The organism is Arcobacter sp. CECT 8983 (genome assembly GCF_004118855.1).
In the GTDB taxonomy this organism is placed as follows: domain Bacteria; phylum Campylobacterota; class Campylobacteria; order Campylobacterales; family Arcobacteraceae; genus Halarcobacter.
Map to the genome: position 1 here is coordinate 218,159 of NZ_PDKF01000004.1, position 15,406 is coordinate 233,564.

Sequence of the window (15,406 nt, forward strand, 5' to 3'; positions counted from 1 at the left end):
CCTAGTATAAATCTTGAGTAATATTTTACTCAAGACCTTTAACGATTTTGTATGTATCACTTGCGATAACATACTCTTCGTTTGTTGGTATAACAAAAATTCTTGCATCAGAACTATTTGTTGCAATATCTCTTGCTTTGCTAGATCTTTTATTATTTTTAGTTGGGTCAATATTTAATCCCATTCCATCAAGTCCAGCACAAACAATTTCTCTAATTAAAGCAGAGTTTTCTCCAATCCCACCAGTGAAACATAATGCATCTACACCATCTAAAGCAGCAACATATGAACCTACATATTTTTTGATGTTATAAGCAACCATATCAACAGCTAATCTACATCTATCATCACCATTTTGCATTCCATCAAGAACTTCTCTTAAGTCTGATGATTTTCCAGAAATACCTAAAATACCTGATTTTTTATTCATTAAATCAAGTGTTTCATCTATAGACATACCTTCTTGACTCATCATAAATGAAATTGCACCAGCACCTACATCTCCAGCTCTTGTTCCCATCATTAGACCTTGAACAGGAGTTAGACCCATTGAAGTATCAATACATTTACCATTTAATACTGCACTTACAGAAGAACCATTCCCTAAGTGACATACGATAATTCTAGTATTATGTTTTTTATCTAGCATTCCTCTTGCTTCGTTAGAAACAAAGAAGTGAGAAGTTCCATGGAAACCATATTTTCTAATTCCATGTTTTGAGTATTGATCATACGGTAAAGCATACATATAAGCATAATCAGGCATAGTTTGGTGGAATGCAGTATCAAATACAGCTACGTTAGGTTTTCCTGGCATTAATTCTTTACAAATTTCCATTCCCATAATATTTGCTGGGTTATGTAAAGGTGCTAAAGGAATTAATTTTTTCATAGTTTCAATAACTTTATCACTTACCATAACAGAAGAAGCAAACTCTTCTCCCCCATGTACTGCTCTATGTCCAATTGCTTCAATATCATCAATAGAGTCAATTACTTTACCTTCACCTTCTGTTAGCGTTCTTAATACTAATTCAATAGCCTCTTTATGAGTAGGCATTGAAACATCAATTTTTAATTCTTGATCATTTCCAAACTCATGTTTTAATACACCATCAATTCCAATTCTTTCACAGATACCAACAGCTAAAACATCTTTTGTTACTGGGTTCATTAATTGGTATTTTAATGATGAACTTCCTGCGTTTAAAATAAATACTAACATATATCTTTTCCCTCTTTCTTTATAAATTTTAAATTAACATTGTGTAGCAGTGATAGCAACTAAGTTAGCGATATCATCAACTGAACAACCTCTTGATAAGTCATTAACAGGTTTTGCAAGACCTTGAACAACTGGGCCATGAGCAGCAGCTCCTGCAAATCTTTGTACTAATTTGTATCCAATGTTTCCTGATTGTAAATCTGGGAATACAAGTACATTAGCACGTCCAGCTACTTTTGAATCTGGTGCTTTTTTAGCTCCTACTGCTTCAACAATTGCAGCATCTGCTTGCAATTCACCATCAAATTCAAAATCAACATTTCTTTCAGTTAATAAATCAACTGCATACTGTACTTTATCAACTAATGGGTGATTAGCACTTCCTTTTGTTGAGAAAGATAACATTGCAACTCTTGGGTCTAAACCAACAACTGATTTAGCTGTAGCAGCTGTAGCACTAGCAATATCAGCTAATTGCTCTGCATTTGGTTCTGGAATAACTGCACAATCTGCAAAAAGAATTAATCCATTATCACCAAATTTACCATCAGTTGTTTCCATAATAAAAGCAGATGAAACTGTATTTATTCCTGGAGCAGTTTTGATAACTTGAATAGCAGCTCTTAGTACATCTGCAGTAGGTGAGTTTGAACCAGCAACAAGTCCATCTGCTTCACCAAGCCTTACCATCATACAACCAAAAAATCTTGGTTCTGTAGTCATGATTTGAGTAGCTTCTTCTTTAGATAAGTTTTTTGATTTTCTTAACTCTACTAATTCGTCAACATATCTTTCTATATCATCAAATTTCTTTGGATCAATAATTGTTGCACCTTCTATTGAAGCTCCACATGCAGCTGCATCTGCTTTAATTTGTTCTTCATTTCCAATTAAAACTACATTTGCAGTTTTTTCTTCTAAAACCTTTTGAGTAGCTTGTAGTACTCTTTCGTCTTCAGACTCTGGAAGAACAATAGTTTTAAGTTCTTTTTTAGCATTTTCTTTAATACTTTCTATTAAACCCATCAAGCGTCCTTTTTTATAAAATCAGTAAAAATTATATTATTCAAGTGTAGCATTAAAGTAGCATTACAGAGGCTAAAATGAAAAAGTTTTATACATAATTATTATATGTGTATAAAAGTAGTACATATGTTTTACATAAGGATAAATTTCTGTGTATTTTTCTTAAGTGTTAGAAGGTGGTTAGTAAAAGCATTATGCTTTTACTAACTTATAAGTATCTTGTGCGATAACAAATTCTTCATTAGTAGGAATAACAAATATTTTTGTTTTTGAATCTGTTTTATTGATTTCTCTATTAGTTTTTTCTCTTATTTTATTTTTATTTTTATCTATCTCAACTCCAATAAATTCAAGACCAGAACAAACTTTTTCTCTAATGATATCTGCATTTTCACCAATCCCTGCAGTAAAACAAATAGCATCAACTCCACCTAAAACACCAGCATAAGAACAAATATATTTTCTGATTCTATTACACATCATCTCAATACAAATATTTGCTCTTTGGTCTCCATCCTTTGCCGCTTTAATAACTTCTCTTAAATCTGAAGAAATTCCAGAAACACCTAGGATTCCTGATTTTTTGTTTAAGTAATCAATAATTTGATTTGCATCCATATCTTTTTTTTCTAATAAGTATGGAATTACACCTGCATCAATATCTCCAGATCTTGTTCCCATCATAAGACCTTCAAGCGGAGTTAATCCCATAGTTGTATCAATTGATTTTCCATCTTTTACTGCACAAATAGAAGAACCATTCCCTAAATGACATACAATAACTTTTGATTGCTCTTTTTGTAACATTTTGATTGCTTCATTTGATACATAATAGTGACTTGTTCCATGGAATCCATACTTTCTTAATTTATGTTCTGTATAATCTTCATGTGGAACTGCATATAAGTAGTTTTCTTCAGGCATTGTTTGATGAAATGCTGTATCAAATACTGCTACATTTGGTTTTTCTGGCATTAATTCTTGACAAATCTTAATACCTAAAAGATGCGCAGGGTTATGTAGTGGAGCTAGAGGAATAAGTCTTTCAATTTTTTGAATTACATTCTTATCTATAATTGTTGATTCTTTAAAATATTCTCCCCCATGAACAACTCTATGTCCAATTGCTGAAATCTCATCAATATTTTCTATTACTTTAGTATCATTTTGAGTTAAAATATTTAGCATAAACTCAATTGCTTCTTTATGAGTTGGCATTGGATGGTCAATAGTAAGTTTTCTATTTTCTGCAATTTCATGTTTCATCACACCATCAATTCCAATTCTTTCACATAAACCATTAGCTTTTACTTCAGCTGTTTCAACATCAATTAATTGATATTTTAACGAAGAGCTTCCTGCATTTAAAACAAGAATTAACATTAACACACCTTATTTTGAATTTGTTATATTATATCAAAAAAATATGTCAATGATATGTAGTTACTTTATTTTTACTTTTGCTTGATTTTTTAATTTTAAAAACATCATTGCAGTCATTATGGCATCATTGTAGGCATCATGCTTTCCTAAAGAGGGAATTTTCAACTCTTTTAAAATTGTGTCAAACCTTAAATCTATATTACTTTGTGGAATAGCTTCAATTTTCCAATCATGATAAATAGCAGATACTTCGTAAGCCTTATTTGGCAGTTTTATACCTAGTTTTGGTTTTAGATATTTATTTATCATGGAAATATCAAACTCTAAATAATATCCCACAAGTTTTCTATTTCCAATAAATTCTAAAAACTCTTCTATTACAGTATCAATATCTTCAGCTTCAAGTAAATCACACTCTCTTATATGGTGAACTTTAATTGCTTCTACTTGAAGTTTGGTTTCTGGTTTTACAAATCTTACAAATTTTTTACTTGAAAGGATTGTATTATTTTTTATAATAACTGCACCAATAGATATAATATCGTCTTTTAAAGGATTTAATCCTGTAGTTTCACAATCAAAACAAACAAATTCATCATCTATAGATTTATCAAATAAATAAGAGAACTTTTCATTGTTTAGATTTTTTTTATTAAAATAGTTTTGTATTTTTTTAAACATAATTCAACTTATAATGATTTTCTAATTTTTTCTTTAATTTATTTACAATTTTGAAACTATCTTTTAATAAATCTTTTTCCATTATAGTTAAAGTATCAGGATCAATATAATTATCAATTACTTGCCCTGAATCTAATTTTTCAATATTTGATTTTAATTTCAAAGAACATAAGTAGTTAAATGCTTCTGTTAGTTCATCTGCAAAATCTTCAGTGAATACTTTTTTATCTGTTAACTCTTTTATTCTTTTAAGAGTATTTGCACGCATAAGTTTATTTTCTAATGAAAGTGCTCTAATTCCTTGAACAACAATAAAAATACCACCTCTTTTTATATCTAATTCATGTTCATGCTCTTTATTTTTTGAATCAAAAACAAAGCCATCAAAGAATCCTAAAGGAACATCAAAGTCCATAACTATTTTTGCAAAATGCATAAAGAAACTTTTTGAGTCAGAACAAACTTTGAACATAAATTGTTTTAATTCATCTAAAAGTTCTCTATCTCCTGAAGCACATATTGCATCATAAAAAATTGCTAAATTCATATAACTATCTGGTTCTGGCTTGTTGATCCAGTCATAAATTAAGTCTTTGAACTCTTGTTGTGTTCTGCACCAGTAAGAGTTTGAAAGCATAATATTACCTTCACATCTAGGAAAACCAAAATCAACTAATGTTTCAGTATATGAAGATGTAAATTTTTCTAATTCTTCTTTTGTGATACTACACTCATCTGAAATAATTAAGGCATTATCTTGGTCTGTTTTTAAAACTTGTTCACCTCTACCTTCACTTCCCATAACAATAAGTGAAGATTTTCCTATTAGCTCTTTTGGTGCTGTCATAATAAAAAGTTTATTCATAACTTTTCTATTTAATTGGTTGATTAATTTAGATATAAATGAAACCTTCACACCTTTTGCGTATAAAGATTTTATAATTTTTAATAACGATTGACTGGCAATCTTTAGTTCTTCAATAGTATTTGCTCTTGTAATTTCATTTGATACAGAAAAAGTATGAGTTGCAAAGAAAGAAGATAATGATATCTGGTCTAAAATACCAACTATTTCGTTATTATTATCTTTAACAACTAATCTTTTTAACCCATGTTTTGTCATTAGTAATTGGGCATTAAATAAAAAGTCATTTTCATTTACATATTTTAATCCAGAATTAGATATTTTTCCAACACTATCATCAAAACTCATTCTATTTAAAATCACTTTTTCTCTAAAATCTGAATCAGTAACTATATGAATCTCTTTGTTTTCATCTTCAAGTAAAAGTGTAGGAACCTTTGCTTCTTTTAATTTTGTAACAGCTTCAAAAATAGAAGTCTCAAAAGGTAAAATTAGTGCTTCATGTACTCTTGCATCTTTAACTTTTGCAATCATTAAATTTGCTAACTCTTTATTTTTTTCGTGATGAATATTTCCATTTAATTTTTGAGAAATTGATTGAAAGAAAAAGCTTTCTAAAGTAGGATTCTCATGTAAAACTTTAATAAATACTTCTCTAGGTAGGGTATAACAAATAGTTTCTTCTTTTGTAACAAATTTATGTTTAGAAAAGTTTTCAATTAATGAAACAGAATCAAAAAATTCTTGGTTCGAATAAAATGCTAAAACCTCTTTTTCTTCATTCTTTTCTTGAACTATACCTTTTATAATAAAATATAAAAACTCTGGTTCTTGTGAAAAGTTTTGGATTATTTCATCTTTTTTTAAATAGACAATATCAAGGTTGTCTGCGAAGTACTCTAATTGAGATTTTGTAAGTTTATCAAAGGGATGAATCGCTTTTAAAAAGTTTACTTGTTCTTGTATGCTCATATTTAAGTCTCTATTATTAATTTATTAATTCATTATATTTGAAATTAATAATAAAAACCTTTAAAATCAAAGAGAAAATCTCTTTGATTTTAAGTATTAGTGATCAACTGCTCCAGCTGCACCAATACCAGTATTTGCTCTAATATTTTGAGCTCTAAATAATTCTTTTTCTGCTTTTCCTCTTTCACTACTATCAGTCTTAGAGAAGAACCAGATTGAAATAAATGCAACTGTTACAGAGAATAGTGCAGGGTGTTTATAAGGGAATAAAGCTTCTTCATTTCCTAAAATTTGTACCCATACAATTGGTCCAACTATTACAAGAGTAACAGCAGTAATAAGACCAGTTAATCCACCTAAGAATGCACCTCTAGTTGTTAATCCTCTCCAATAAATAGATAAGAATAAAATTGGGAAGTTTGCAGATGCTGCAATACCAAATGCAAGCCCTACCATATATGCAATATTTTGTTGTTCAAATGCAATACCAAGTAATACTCCAACAAAACCAACAACTACAACAGTAATTCTAGAGATTTTTACAACTTGTTCATCTGTAGCATTAGGATTAATTACATTAGAGTAAAGGTCATGAGAAATAGCTGATGCTCCACTTAAAGTAAGACCAGATACAACTGCTAAGATTGTAGCAAATGCAACTGCTGAAATAAATCCTAAAAATGCATTTCCACCTAGCATATGTGATAAGTGAATAGATGCCATATTGTTTCCACCAAATAGTTTACCATCTGTAAAGTATTGTGCACCTGCATCAGTATTTAAAAATGCAATTGCTCCAAATCCAACGATAGTAATAATAATCCAGAAGTAACCAACAAAACCAGTTGCATAAACAACAGATTTTCTAGCTTCTTTAGCATTTCCAACTGTAAAGAATCTCATAAGTACATGTGGTAAACCAGCAGTACCAAACATAAGTGCCATACCTAAAGAAATAGCTGAAATTGGGTCAGAAATAAATCCACCAGGACTTAGAATTGACTCTTTATCTTTGTGGTTTTCACTTGCAGCTACAGCTAAGCTTTCAAAGTTGAAGTTAAAGTGATATAAAACCATAACAGCCATAAAAGAAACCCCAGAAAGAAGTAAACAAGCTTTTATAATTTGTACCCAAGTAGTTGCAAGCATACCACCAAAAGTTACATAGATAATCATCATTACACCAACTAAAATTACAGCAAATTCATACTCCATCCCAAAAAGTACTTGAATTAGCTTTCCAGCCCCAACCATTTGTGCAATAAGATATAAAACAACAACTGAAAGTGTCCCGAATGCAGCTAATGTTCTAATCTCTTTTTGTGATAATCTATAAGCAGCGATATCAGCAAAAGTAAACTTACCAAGGTTTCTTAGTTTTTCAGCCATAAAGAAAAGAATAATTGGCCAACCAACTAAAAATGAAACAGCATAAATAACACCATCATACCCTTTTAAGTATATAAGTCCTGAAACTCCAAGGAATGCAGCAGCAGACATATAGTCACCTGCAATTGCTAAACCATTTTGGAAACCTGTAATTCCTCCACCTGCTGTATAAAAATCACTAGCAGATTTTGTTCTTCTTGCAGCCCAAACTGTTAATCCTAAAGTAAAAACAATAAATGCAAAAAACATTATAATTGCAGGAATGTTTAACTCTCTTTTTGTAGCCTCAAAGCTTGCATCACCAGCTGCAAATGCAGATAGTGCAATAATTGAAATAAGTGCTAATACTCTTAACATTACATTACATCCTTTACATCATCTTTTATGTCATTAATTAAATCTTCAAACTCACCATTTGCTTTTTTTACATAAACAAGTGTAGTTAAGAAACTAATGATTAAAATTGCTAATGCAATAGGGAATGCTATTGTAGTTACACCATCTCCTATTTTTGTTGCCAGTATTTCTTTGTTAAATGCAATTGTTAAAATATATGCATAAAACATAACTAGAACAAAAATCCCTAGTTTGATTCCTAAGCTGTTCTTTTTTGAAACCAATTCATCGTATTTAGGATTGTTTTCAATCCTTTCAACTAATTCATCCTTCATCTTTTCCCCTTCTATCAATCTACTCTTATTAAAACTAATAAGATAAATTAATACTTATAATTTGTTTAGCAATAAGCTATGGTAATGGGTAGCATCAACATAGCATAATAAACAATTAAAATTATACATATAAAAAAATTAATTTAAACAAAAATTGTACATTAAAAGTAAGAAAAGATAAAAGATTAGAAAAAATATGATGTTTAAAAATGACCACTTTTTGGGCTTTATGGAAGTTTATTGTTCAAAGAAGGCTTTTAAACCCTCTTTGATGTACTATAATTGTACAAAATGTACTTTTAGTGATCAACTGCTCCTGCAGCTCCAAAACCAGTTTGCGCTCTAATATTTTGAGCTTCAAAAGCTTTTTCTTCATCTTTTGCTCTTTGAGACTTATCTGTAATTGAGAAGAACCAAATTGCAATAAATGCTGCTGTAACAGAGAATAGTGCAGGGTGTTTATAAGGGAATAAAGCTTCTTCATTTCCTAAAATTTGTACCCATACAATTGGTCCAATAACAACTAAAATAACAGCAGTTGCTAAACCAACTATTCCACCAATGAATGCACCTCTTGTAGTTAATTTTCTCCAATAAATTGATAAGAATAAAATTGGGAAATTTGCTGATGCTGCAATAGCAAATGCAAGTCCTACCATAAATGCAATATTTTGTTGCTCAAAGGCAATACCTAATACAACACCAACAATACCAATTACAATAACAGCAATTTTAGAAACTCTAATTTCTTGTTCTTCTGTAGCATTTGGATTAATAACTGATGCATAAAGGTCATGTGAAATTGCAGAAGCTCCAGCAAGTGTAAGTCCAGCAACAACTGCTAAGATTGTAGCAAATGCAACAGCTGAAATAAATCCTAAGAAAATATTACCACCAACAATATGTGATAAGTGAATTGCAGCCATATTATTTCCACCAAATAGTTTTCCATCAACAAAGTATTGAGCACCTGCATCTGAATTTAAGAAAACAATTGCCCCAAGACCAATAACAGCAATAACTAAGTAAAAATAACCAATAAATCCAGTTGCATAAACAACAGATTTTCTAGCTTCTTTTGCATTACCAACTGTAAAGAATCTCATAAGTACGTGTGGAAGACCAGCAGTACCAAGCATTAATGCAAGTCCTAAAGAAATAGCTGAGATTGGGTCAGAAATAAAGCCACCAGGAGCCATAATAGCTTGACCTTTTTCATGTGATTCAACAGCTTTTGTTGCTAATGCTTCAAAAGAGAATCCAAAATGACTTAATACCATGAATCCCATAAATGATACACCAGAAAGTAGTAAAACAGCTTTGATAATTTGTACCCAAGTAGTTGCAAGCATACCACCAAAAGTTACATAAATAATCATCATTACACCAACTAATAATACTGCATACTCATACTCTAATCCAAATAATACTTGAATAAGTTTACCTGAACCAACCATTTGTGCAATAAGATATAAAGTAACAACTGCTAATGAACCAAATGCAGCAAGTGTTCTAATCTCTTTTTGACCTAATCTAAATGCAGCAATATCTGTAAATGTAAACTTACCTAAGTTTCTTAATCTTTCAGCAAGTAAAAATAAAATTACAGGCCATCCAACTAAAAATCCAACTGCATAGATTAAACCATCATAACCACTTAAATAAACAAGTCCAGAAATACCAAGGAATGAAGCTGCAGACATATAGTCTCCTGCAATTGCCATACCATTTTGGAAACCAGAAATACCACCACCAGCAGTATAGAAATCACTAGCAGATTTTGTTTTTTTAGCTGCCCAATAAGTGATACCTAAAGTAGCACCAACAAAAATAAAGAACATTATGATTGCTGGAATATTAAGTTCTCTTTGTGTTGCTTCAAAGTTAGCATCACCTGCTGCAAATACTGAAACAGCAAAGATTGATAGAAGTGCTAATATTTTAAACATTATAACTCATCCTTTACATCTTTTCTTACTTTCTCAATTAAGTCTTCAAACTCACCATTTGCTCTTTTTACATAAATTAATGTTGTAAAAAAACTAACTATAATAATAGCTGCTGCAATAGGAAATGCTATTGTCATTACACCTTCTCCTGTTTTCATTGCTAAAACAGCTGGTTCAAATGCAATAGTTAAGATGAATGCATAAAAAATTACAAGTACAAAAATTGCAAGTTTTAATGCGAAACTAGATCTTTTTTTTACTAAGTTTTGGTAATTAGGATTAGCTTTAATTTTAGCCACTAATTCGTCATTCATAGTCGTCCTTTCTAATAAAAATATTTAAATATTATACATGAGATTATAAATAGAACAATATTTTAGTTGACTATTAAGTCAATTTTAAGTGAAGAAAAGCCCATCGTAACGATTTGTTACATGTAAAAGTAGCAATAAAATAGCATGCTATTTTATTGCTATGTAATTGATATTTATCCTGTATAGAATGTAGAATTGGCAGGAGCTAAATCTCGTAATTTTAGAAAAATCATAGAGGTCATTATTGCATCATTTAAAGCATCATGTTTTCCAAGTTCTGGAATATCAAGTTCTTTTAAAATTGTGTCAAATTTTAAATCAACAAATTCATAATCTGAGCTTCTTTTTTTTCTTTTAAAATACATTGATGAAACTTCAACTTGTCTATTTGGAAGTGATACTCCAATAAGTTCTTTTGTATATTTTGATATCATAGCAATATCAAATTTTATGTAATATCCTACAATAGGACGATTACCAATAAATTCAAGAAGTTCAAGTATTGCTTCTTTAGGATCCTTACCATTTTCTAAATCAATAGGTCTTATTTGATGTATTTTGATTGATTCTTCAGTAATTTTCATTGATGGCTTAACAAAAATATTTAATGTTTTTCTCATTAAAATTTTATTCTTTTTGATATGTACTGCTCCAATTGAAAGAATTTCATCTTTTTTTGGATTAAGTCCTGTAGTCTCACAATCAAGACATACATATTCATCTTTTGGTGGTTCATCAAATAAATACTCATACTTCCTATCTAGAAGTTTTTTCTTTTTCCATGAATTAATTAATTTTTGAAACATTATGAAATCTTATCAATTTTAAATGTGTATGTTATAAACTTTTTAAAGCTATTAACAATTTTGAAACTATCTTTTAGTAAATCTCTTTCAATTTTTCCTAAACTATGTGTATCAATTTCATTGTTAATTTCTTTGCCATCTTGTAGTTTTTGTAAGTGAGCTTTTAGTCTTAAAGTATTTAAAACTTCAAATGCTTCTAAAAGTTCACTTGCTTTTTCCTCTTCTAATACTTTCATATCTTGTAAAATTTTAATTCTTTTTACTGTTGTTGTTTCTCTAATTCTTTCTCTAAGACATAAACTTCTTATTCCTTGAACAATAGGGAAAACTCCTGTTTTTTTTACATCTATATTGTAAGTTTTTGTCATCAAGTTTGCAACTGTACTTGGAGTATCAAAAGTTAACGTAGCTTTTGCAAAATATGCCATAAATACATCTTTATCATGTAATTTATTGAATAAATCATCTTTTAAATTAATTAATAACTTTTTATCCCCTGCAACTGCAAATGAGTCAAAGAAAATTGCTAAGTCCATATAGTTTTGCATATCAGGTGCTTCAATCCATCTTGCAGTTTCTCTTTTATACTCTTCTACAGTTTTACACCAAAATGGATTTGATACCATAATATTACCTTCACAAGGAGGATAACCAAAATCTATTAATGTATCAGTTATCTCTTGCATATATTGTCTATATTGCTCTACATCAACACCATTTCTTACAACTAATGCATTATCTTGGTCAGTTTTTATAATTTGTTCGTTTCTTCCTTCACTTCCCATAACTATAAGACAAGCGCTATTTTGCAACTCTTCGGGAACTATAAACTTATAAATTTTTTTATAAACTTTAGTATTTAATTGTCCTATTAAACTTGAAATATGATTTACTTTTACACCTTTAGCATTTAAAGTTTTAACTGTATCAACTAACTCTTCACTTGCTTGTTTTAAGTCTTTTAGTGTTTTTGCATTTTTAATTTTAGAGTCAACTACATAGGTATGATTTGCAAAATGAGATAATACATCAATTTGTTCTAAAATTCCTAAGATTTCTCCTTTAGAATTTACTACACCAACTCTTTTAATATTCTTCTTAATAAGTAATGTTAATGCTTCAAAAAGATAGTCATCAAGATGTACACTTAATATTGGGAAAATAGCTATCTCTTCAACTGGAATATTTAAATTTCTACCTTCTAATAATACTTTGATTTTTAAAAGTGAGTCAGTAATAATTCCATATTGGTTATTTTCTCCTCTTACAATAATAGTTGAAGTATTTCTTTGCATTGATTCATCTATTGCATCAATAAGTTTTGTTCCTTTTTCAACTATACAAGGAGGATGTAAAATTGTATCTTCAACTTTTGCAATCATAAATGATGAAAGTTCAGAAGCATACTCTTTGTCTTTAAGGCTTTGAAACTTATTAACTAAATTATTTAAAAAGAAGTTTTTAAAGCCATCATTTTTTTCAATAAGTTCAAGAAATACTTCTTTTTCAATTTCATAGCAGATTAGGTCTTCATATACTTTAAAAGAGTTCTTTGTTTTACTATAAATTAGTGAATTAGCATCAAAAGAGTCTTGATAATGAAAGTCCATAAGAACTTGATCTTCATTGTATTCATGAACTATTCCTTTAATAATTACGAAAAAATGATTAGGTATCTTTTCTGGTGTTATTAAAACCTCACCTTTTGCATAATATGCAATATCCATATGTCTAATACAATAGTCCATTTGTTCTTCTGTTAATAATTCAAAAGGGTGAATATTTGATAGAAAAGCTTTTTGATCTCGAAGACTCATATGAGAATCCTTTATAATATTTTTTTACATTATTATATTGTATGACACTATCTCTTATAGTAATGTAAAAAAATATTTTATTTTTAGAGTAAAAAAAAAGTCAACCCGAAGGTTGACTTTTGAAGGCTTAGTGATCGTGTGCCTCACCAGCATTATTCGGAAGTCTAATTTGTTCAACTAGTTCTTGAATATGTTGTGGTGGCTCAGGAGTCATTCTAGATACTACAAGAGCAACAATTAAGTGTAAAATTGTACCAATTGTACCAATACCTGTTGGGTGAATTCCTAAGAAATAATCTTCTGGTTTTCCACCTAAGAATACAAAGTAAATAATGTATCCGAATGTGAAGATTAAACCAGTTAAAATACCAGCAATCGCACCTTCTTTGTTCATTCTCTTATCAAATATCCCTAAGATAATTGTTGGGAAGAATGCTGCTGCAGCTAGACCGAATGCAAATGCAACAACCTGTGCAACGAAACCTGGAGGGTTAATTCCTAAGTATCCTGCAATACAAATTGCAACGATAGCTGAAATTCTAGCCCACATTAATTCTGATTTCTCAGTTAATTTAGATTTTCCTGTGTCAGGATCTCTAAAGATTACTTGACCCATTAAGTCATGTGAAATTGCTGATGCAATTACAAGTAATAGACCTGCTGCTGTAGATAATGCTGCTGCAAGACCACCAGCTGCAATGAATGCAATTACCCAGTTAGGTAAGTTAGCAATTTCAGGGTTAGCAAGTACCATGATATCTCTATCTACATAAAGCTCATTTTCAATTTTTCCAGAGTTAGCTGCTGGTTTACCATTAGTTGTAACTCTTTGACCATGTTCACCAACTTTTTCACCATCGAATGCTGGTTTACCTTTTGGTCCATCAAATGCTGCACCTGGTGCATATTGGATTTTTCCATCACCATTTCTATCAGTCCAAGCAATTAATCCACCATTTTCCCAAGTTTTAAACCAGTTACCATTATTTGGAGTTCCATCTGCATGTTTTAATTCTCCGTTAATAAATGCTGAGTATTCAACATTTTGAACGTTTTTGATTAAGTTTAATCTTGAGAATGCTGCTACAGAAGAAATAGTTGTATACATAATTGCAATGAATACTAATGCCCAACCAGCAGAAATTCTAGCATCTTTAACAGTTGGAACTGTAAAGAATCTAACAATAACGTGTGGAAGACCAGCAGTACCAAGCATTAATGCTGTAGTTAACATAAACATGTTCCATAAGTTACCTGGTTCAGTATATGCTTTAAATCCTAAGTCTGTTATAGCAGAATCAAGTGCATGTAATAGATAGGTTCCTTCAGGAATAGTTTTTACACCATCATTGAATTCAAATACAGTTGTACTAAAAATACCTAATTGAGGTAAGAATGTATCAGTAACTTGTAATGATAAGAAAATTGCAGGAATCATATATGCAAAAATCATTACAACATATTGAGCAACTTGTGTATAAGTAATACCTTTCATCCCTCCAAGTACTGAGTAGAAGAATACAATTGCCATACCAATGATAACACCTGTATTTACATCAACTTGTAAGAATCTAGAGAATACAATACCAACACCTCTCATTTGTCCAGCAACATATGTGAACGAAACGAAGATAACTGAGATTACCGCAACAGTTCTAGCTACATTTGAGTAGTATCTATCACCAACGAAATCAGGTACTGTAAATTTACCAAACTTTCTTAAATAAGGAGCTAATAACATAGCAAGTAGAACATATCCACCTGTCCAACCCATTAAGTAAGCACCACCATCAGAACCTTTAAATGCGATGATACCAGCTAATGAAATAAATGAAGCAGCTGACATCCAGTCTGCAGCAGTTGCCATACCATTTGCTACTGGGTGAACACCTCCACCAGCTACATAGAAATCTTTAGTAGATCCTGCTTTTGCCCAAAGTGCAATACCAATATATACTGCAAATGAAATACCTACAAATAGGTAAATTAATGATTGTAATTCCATCTTATAAATCTCCTATTCGTGTACGCCATATTTTTCATCAATCGCTGTCATTTTTGCAACATATACAAAAATAAGGATTACGAAAACATAGATAGACCCTTGTTGGGCAAACCAGAAACCTAATTTAACACCACTGATTTCAATAGTATTAAGTTCATTTATGAATAAAATTCCACAACCGAAAGAAACAACAAACCAAACTACTAATAACTTAAGAATAGTAGAAATGTTCTCTTTCCAATAAGCTTGAGCTTTTTCTGGACTCATAAGTACTCCTTTATAAGTTTTACTAAAAAGTAAATC

At 30.3% G+C, this 15,406-nt stretch carries 13 protein-coding genes; all 13 read right to left on the minus strand.

The window, feature by feature from the left end; translation table 11 throughout:
- Nucleotides 1–25 precede the first annotated feature (25 nt).
- The gene (locus CRV01_RS03905; protein ID WP_129006938.1) at nt 26–1,225 is read right to left on the minus strand and encodes an acetate/propionate family kinase; all 1,200 of its coding nucleotides are present in this window, start codon (nt 1,223–1,225) and stop codon (nt 26–28) included.
- Nucleotides 1,226–1,258: 33 nt separating this feature from the next.
- Nucleotides 1,259–2,251 carry a phosphate acetyltransferase gene (pta, locus tag CRV01_RS03910; RefSeq protein WP_129006939.1) on the minus strand — a complete coding sequence of 331 codons (993 nt, stop codon included), beginning with the start codon at nt 2,249–2,251 and terminating at the stop codon, nt 1,259–1,261.
- A 192-nt stretch (nt 2,252–2,443) separates the two neighbouring features.
- Nucleotides 2,444–3,634 (minus strand): acetate/propionate family kinase, encoded by a 1,191-nt coding sequence (locus tag CRV01_RS03915; protein ID WP_129006940.1) that lies wholly within the window; start codon nt 3,632–3,634, stop codon nt 2,444–2,446.
- 60 nt (nt 3,635–3,694) lie between these two features.
- Complete coding sequence (locus CRV01_RS03920; protein WP_129006941.1) at nt 3,695–4,315, minus strand: 3'-5' exonuclease; 621 nt, start codon at nt 4,313–4,315, stop codon at nt 3,695–3,697.
- The gene (locus CRV01_RS03925) at nt 4,308–6,152 is read right to left on the minus strand and encodes a putative nucleotidyltransferase substrate binding domain-containing protein (protein ID WP_129006942.1); all 1,845 of its coding nucleotides are present in this window, start codon (nt 6,150–6,152) and stop codon (nt 4,308–4,310) included. The genes CRV01_RS03920 and CRV01_RS03925 overlap by 8 nt, the downstream gene beginning before the upstream one ends.
- A gap of 96 nt (nt 6,153–6,248) precedes the next feature.
- Complete coding sequence (locus tag CRV01_RS03930) at nt 6,249–7,898, minus strand: cation acetate symporter (protein WP_129006943.1); 1,650 nt, start codon at nt 7,896–7,898, stop codon at nt 6,249–6,251.
- On the minus strand, nt 7,898–8,212 hold the full coding sequence (locus CRV01_RS03935) for a DUF485 domain-containing protein (RefSeq protein ID WP_129006944.1): 315 nt from the start codon (nt 8,210–8,212) through the stop codon (nt 7,898–7,900). The genes CRV01_RS03930 and CRV01_RS03935 overlap by 1 nt, the downstream gene beginning before the upstream one ends.
- Nucleotides 8,213–8,511: 299 nt before the next feature.
- Nucleotides 8,512–10,161: a cation acetate symporter gene (locus CRV01_RS03940; protein ID WP_129006945.1), complete on the minus strand. Its 1,650-nt coding sequence runs from the start codon at nt 10,159–10,161 to the stop codon at nt 8,512–8,514.
- Entirely contained in the window at nt 10,161–10,475 is a 315-nt protein-coding gene (locus CRV01_RS03945; RefSeq protein ID WP_129006946.1) for a DUF485 domain-containing protein, read from the minus strand. Before CRV01_RS03945 ends, CRV01_RS03940 begins: the two co-directional genes overlap by 1 nt.
- 173 nt (nt 10,476–10,648) lie before the next feature.
- Nucleotides 10,649–11,281, minus strand: a complete 633-nt coding sequence (locus tag CRV01_RS03950) for a 3'-5' exonuclease (protein WP_129006947.1) — start codon at nt 11,279–11,281, stop codon at nt 10,649–10,651.
- Nucleotides 11,281–13,098, minus strand: coding sequence for a DUF294 nucleotidyltransferase-like domain-containing protein (locus CRV01_RS03955; protein ID WP_129006948.1), 1,818 nt, complete (start codon nt 13,096–13,098; stop codon nt 11,281–11,283). The genes CRV01_RS03950 and CRV01_RS03955 overlap by 1 nt, the downstream gene beginning before the upstream one ends.
- A 127-nt stretch (nt 13,099–13,225) precedes the next feature.
- A complete protein-coding gene (locus CRV01_RS03960; protein WP_129006949.1) occupies nt 13,226–15,103 on the minus strand; it encodes a sodium:solute symporter family protein in 1,878 nt (625 codons plus the stop codon).
- A gap of 12 nt (nt 15,104–15,115) precedes the next feature.
- Nucleotides 15,116–15,370 carry a DUF4212 domain-containing protein gene (locus tag CRV01_RS03965; RefSeq protein ID WP_114838478.1) on the minus strand — a complete coding sequence of 85 codons (255 nt, stop codon included), beginning with the start codon at nt 15,368–15,370 and terminating at the stop codon, nt 15,116–15,118.
- Nucleotides 15,371–15,406: the final 36 nt, after the last annotated feature.

Excerpts from the sequence above, each read along its gene's own strand:
- CRV01_RS03905 (WP_129006938.1), bottom strand. The coding sequence starts at position 1,225 with ATGTTAGTATTTATTTTAAACGCAGGAAGTTCATCATTAAAATACCAA.
- pta (WP_129006939.1), bottom strand. The coding sequence starts at position 2,251 with ATGGGTTTAATAGAAAGTATTAAAGAAAATGCTAAAAAAGAACTTAAA.
- CRV01_RS03915 (WP_129006940.1), bottom strand. The coding sequence starts at position 3,634 with ATGTTAATTCTTGTTTTAAATGCAGGAAGCTCTTCGTTAAAATATCAA.
- CRV01_RS03920 (WP_129006941.1), bottom strand. The coding sequence starts at position 4,315 with ATGTTTAAAAAAATACAAAACTATTTTAATAAAAAAAATCTAAACAAT.
- CRV01_RS03925 (WP_129006942.1), bottom strand. The coding sequence starts at position 6,152 with ATGAGCATACAAGAACAAGTAAACTTTTTAAAAGCGATTCATCCCTTT.
- CRV01_RS03930 (WP_129006943.1), bottom strand. The coding sequence starts at position 7,898 with ATGTTAAGAGTATTAGCACTTATTTCAATTATTGCACTATCTGCATTT.
- CRV01_RS03935 (WP_129006944.1), bottom strand. The coding sequence starts at position 8,212 with ATGAAGGATGAATTAGTTGAAAGGATTGAAAACAATCCTAAATACGAT.
- CRV01_RS03940 (WP_129006945.1), bottom strand. The coding sequence starts at position 10,161 with ATGTTTAAAATATTAGCACTTCTATCAATCTTTGCTGTTTCAGTATTT.
- CRV01_RS03945 (WP_129006946.1), bottom strand. The coding sequence starts at position 10,475 with ATGAATGACGAATTAGTGGCTAAAATTAAAGCTAATCCTAATTACCAA.
- CRV01_RS03950 (WP_129006947.1), bottom strand. The coding sequence starts at position 11,281 with ATGTTTCAAAAATTAATTAATTCATGGAAAAAGAAAAAACTTCTAGAT.
- CRV01_RS03955 (WP_129006948.1), bottom strand. The coding sequence starts at position 13,098 with ATGAGTCTTCGAGATCAAAAAGCTTTTCTATCAAATATTCACCCTTTT.
- CRV01_RS03960 (WP_129006949.1), bottom strand. The coding sequence starts at position 15,103 with ATGGAATTACAATCATTAATTTACCTATTTGTAGGTATTTCATTTGCA.
- CRV01_RS03965 (WP_114838478.1), bottom strand. The coding sequence starts at position 15,370 with ATGAGTCCAGAAAAAGCTCAAGCTTATTGGAAAGAGAACATTTCTACT.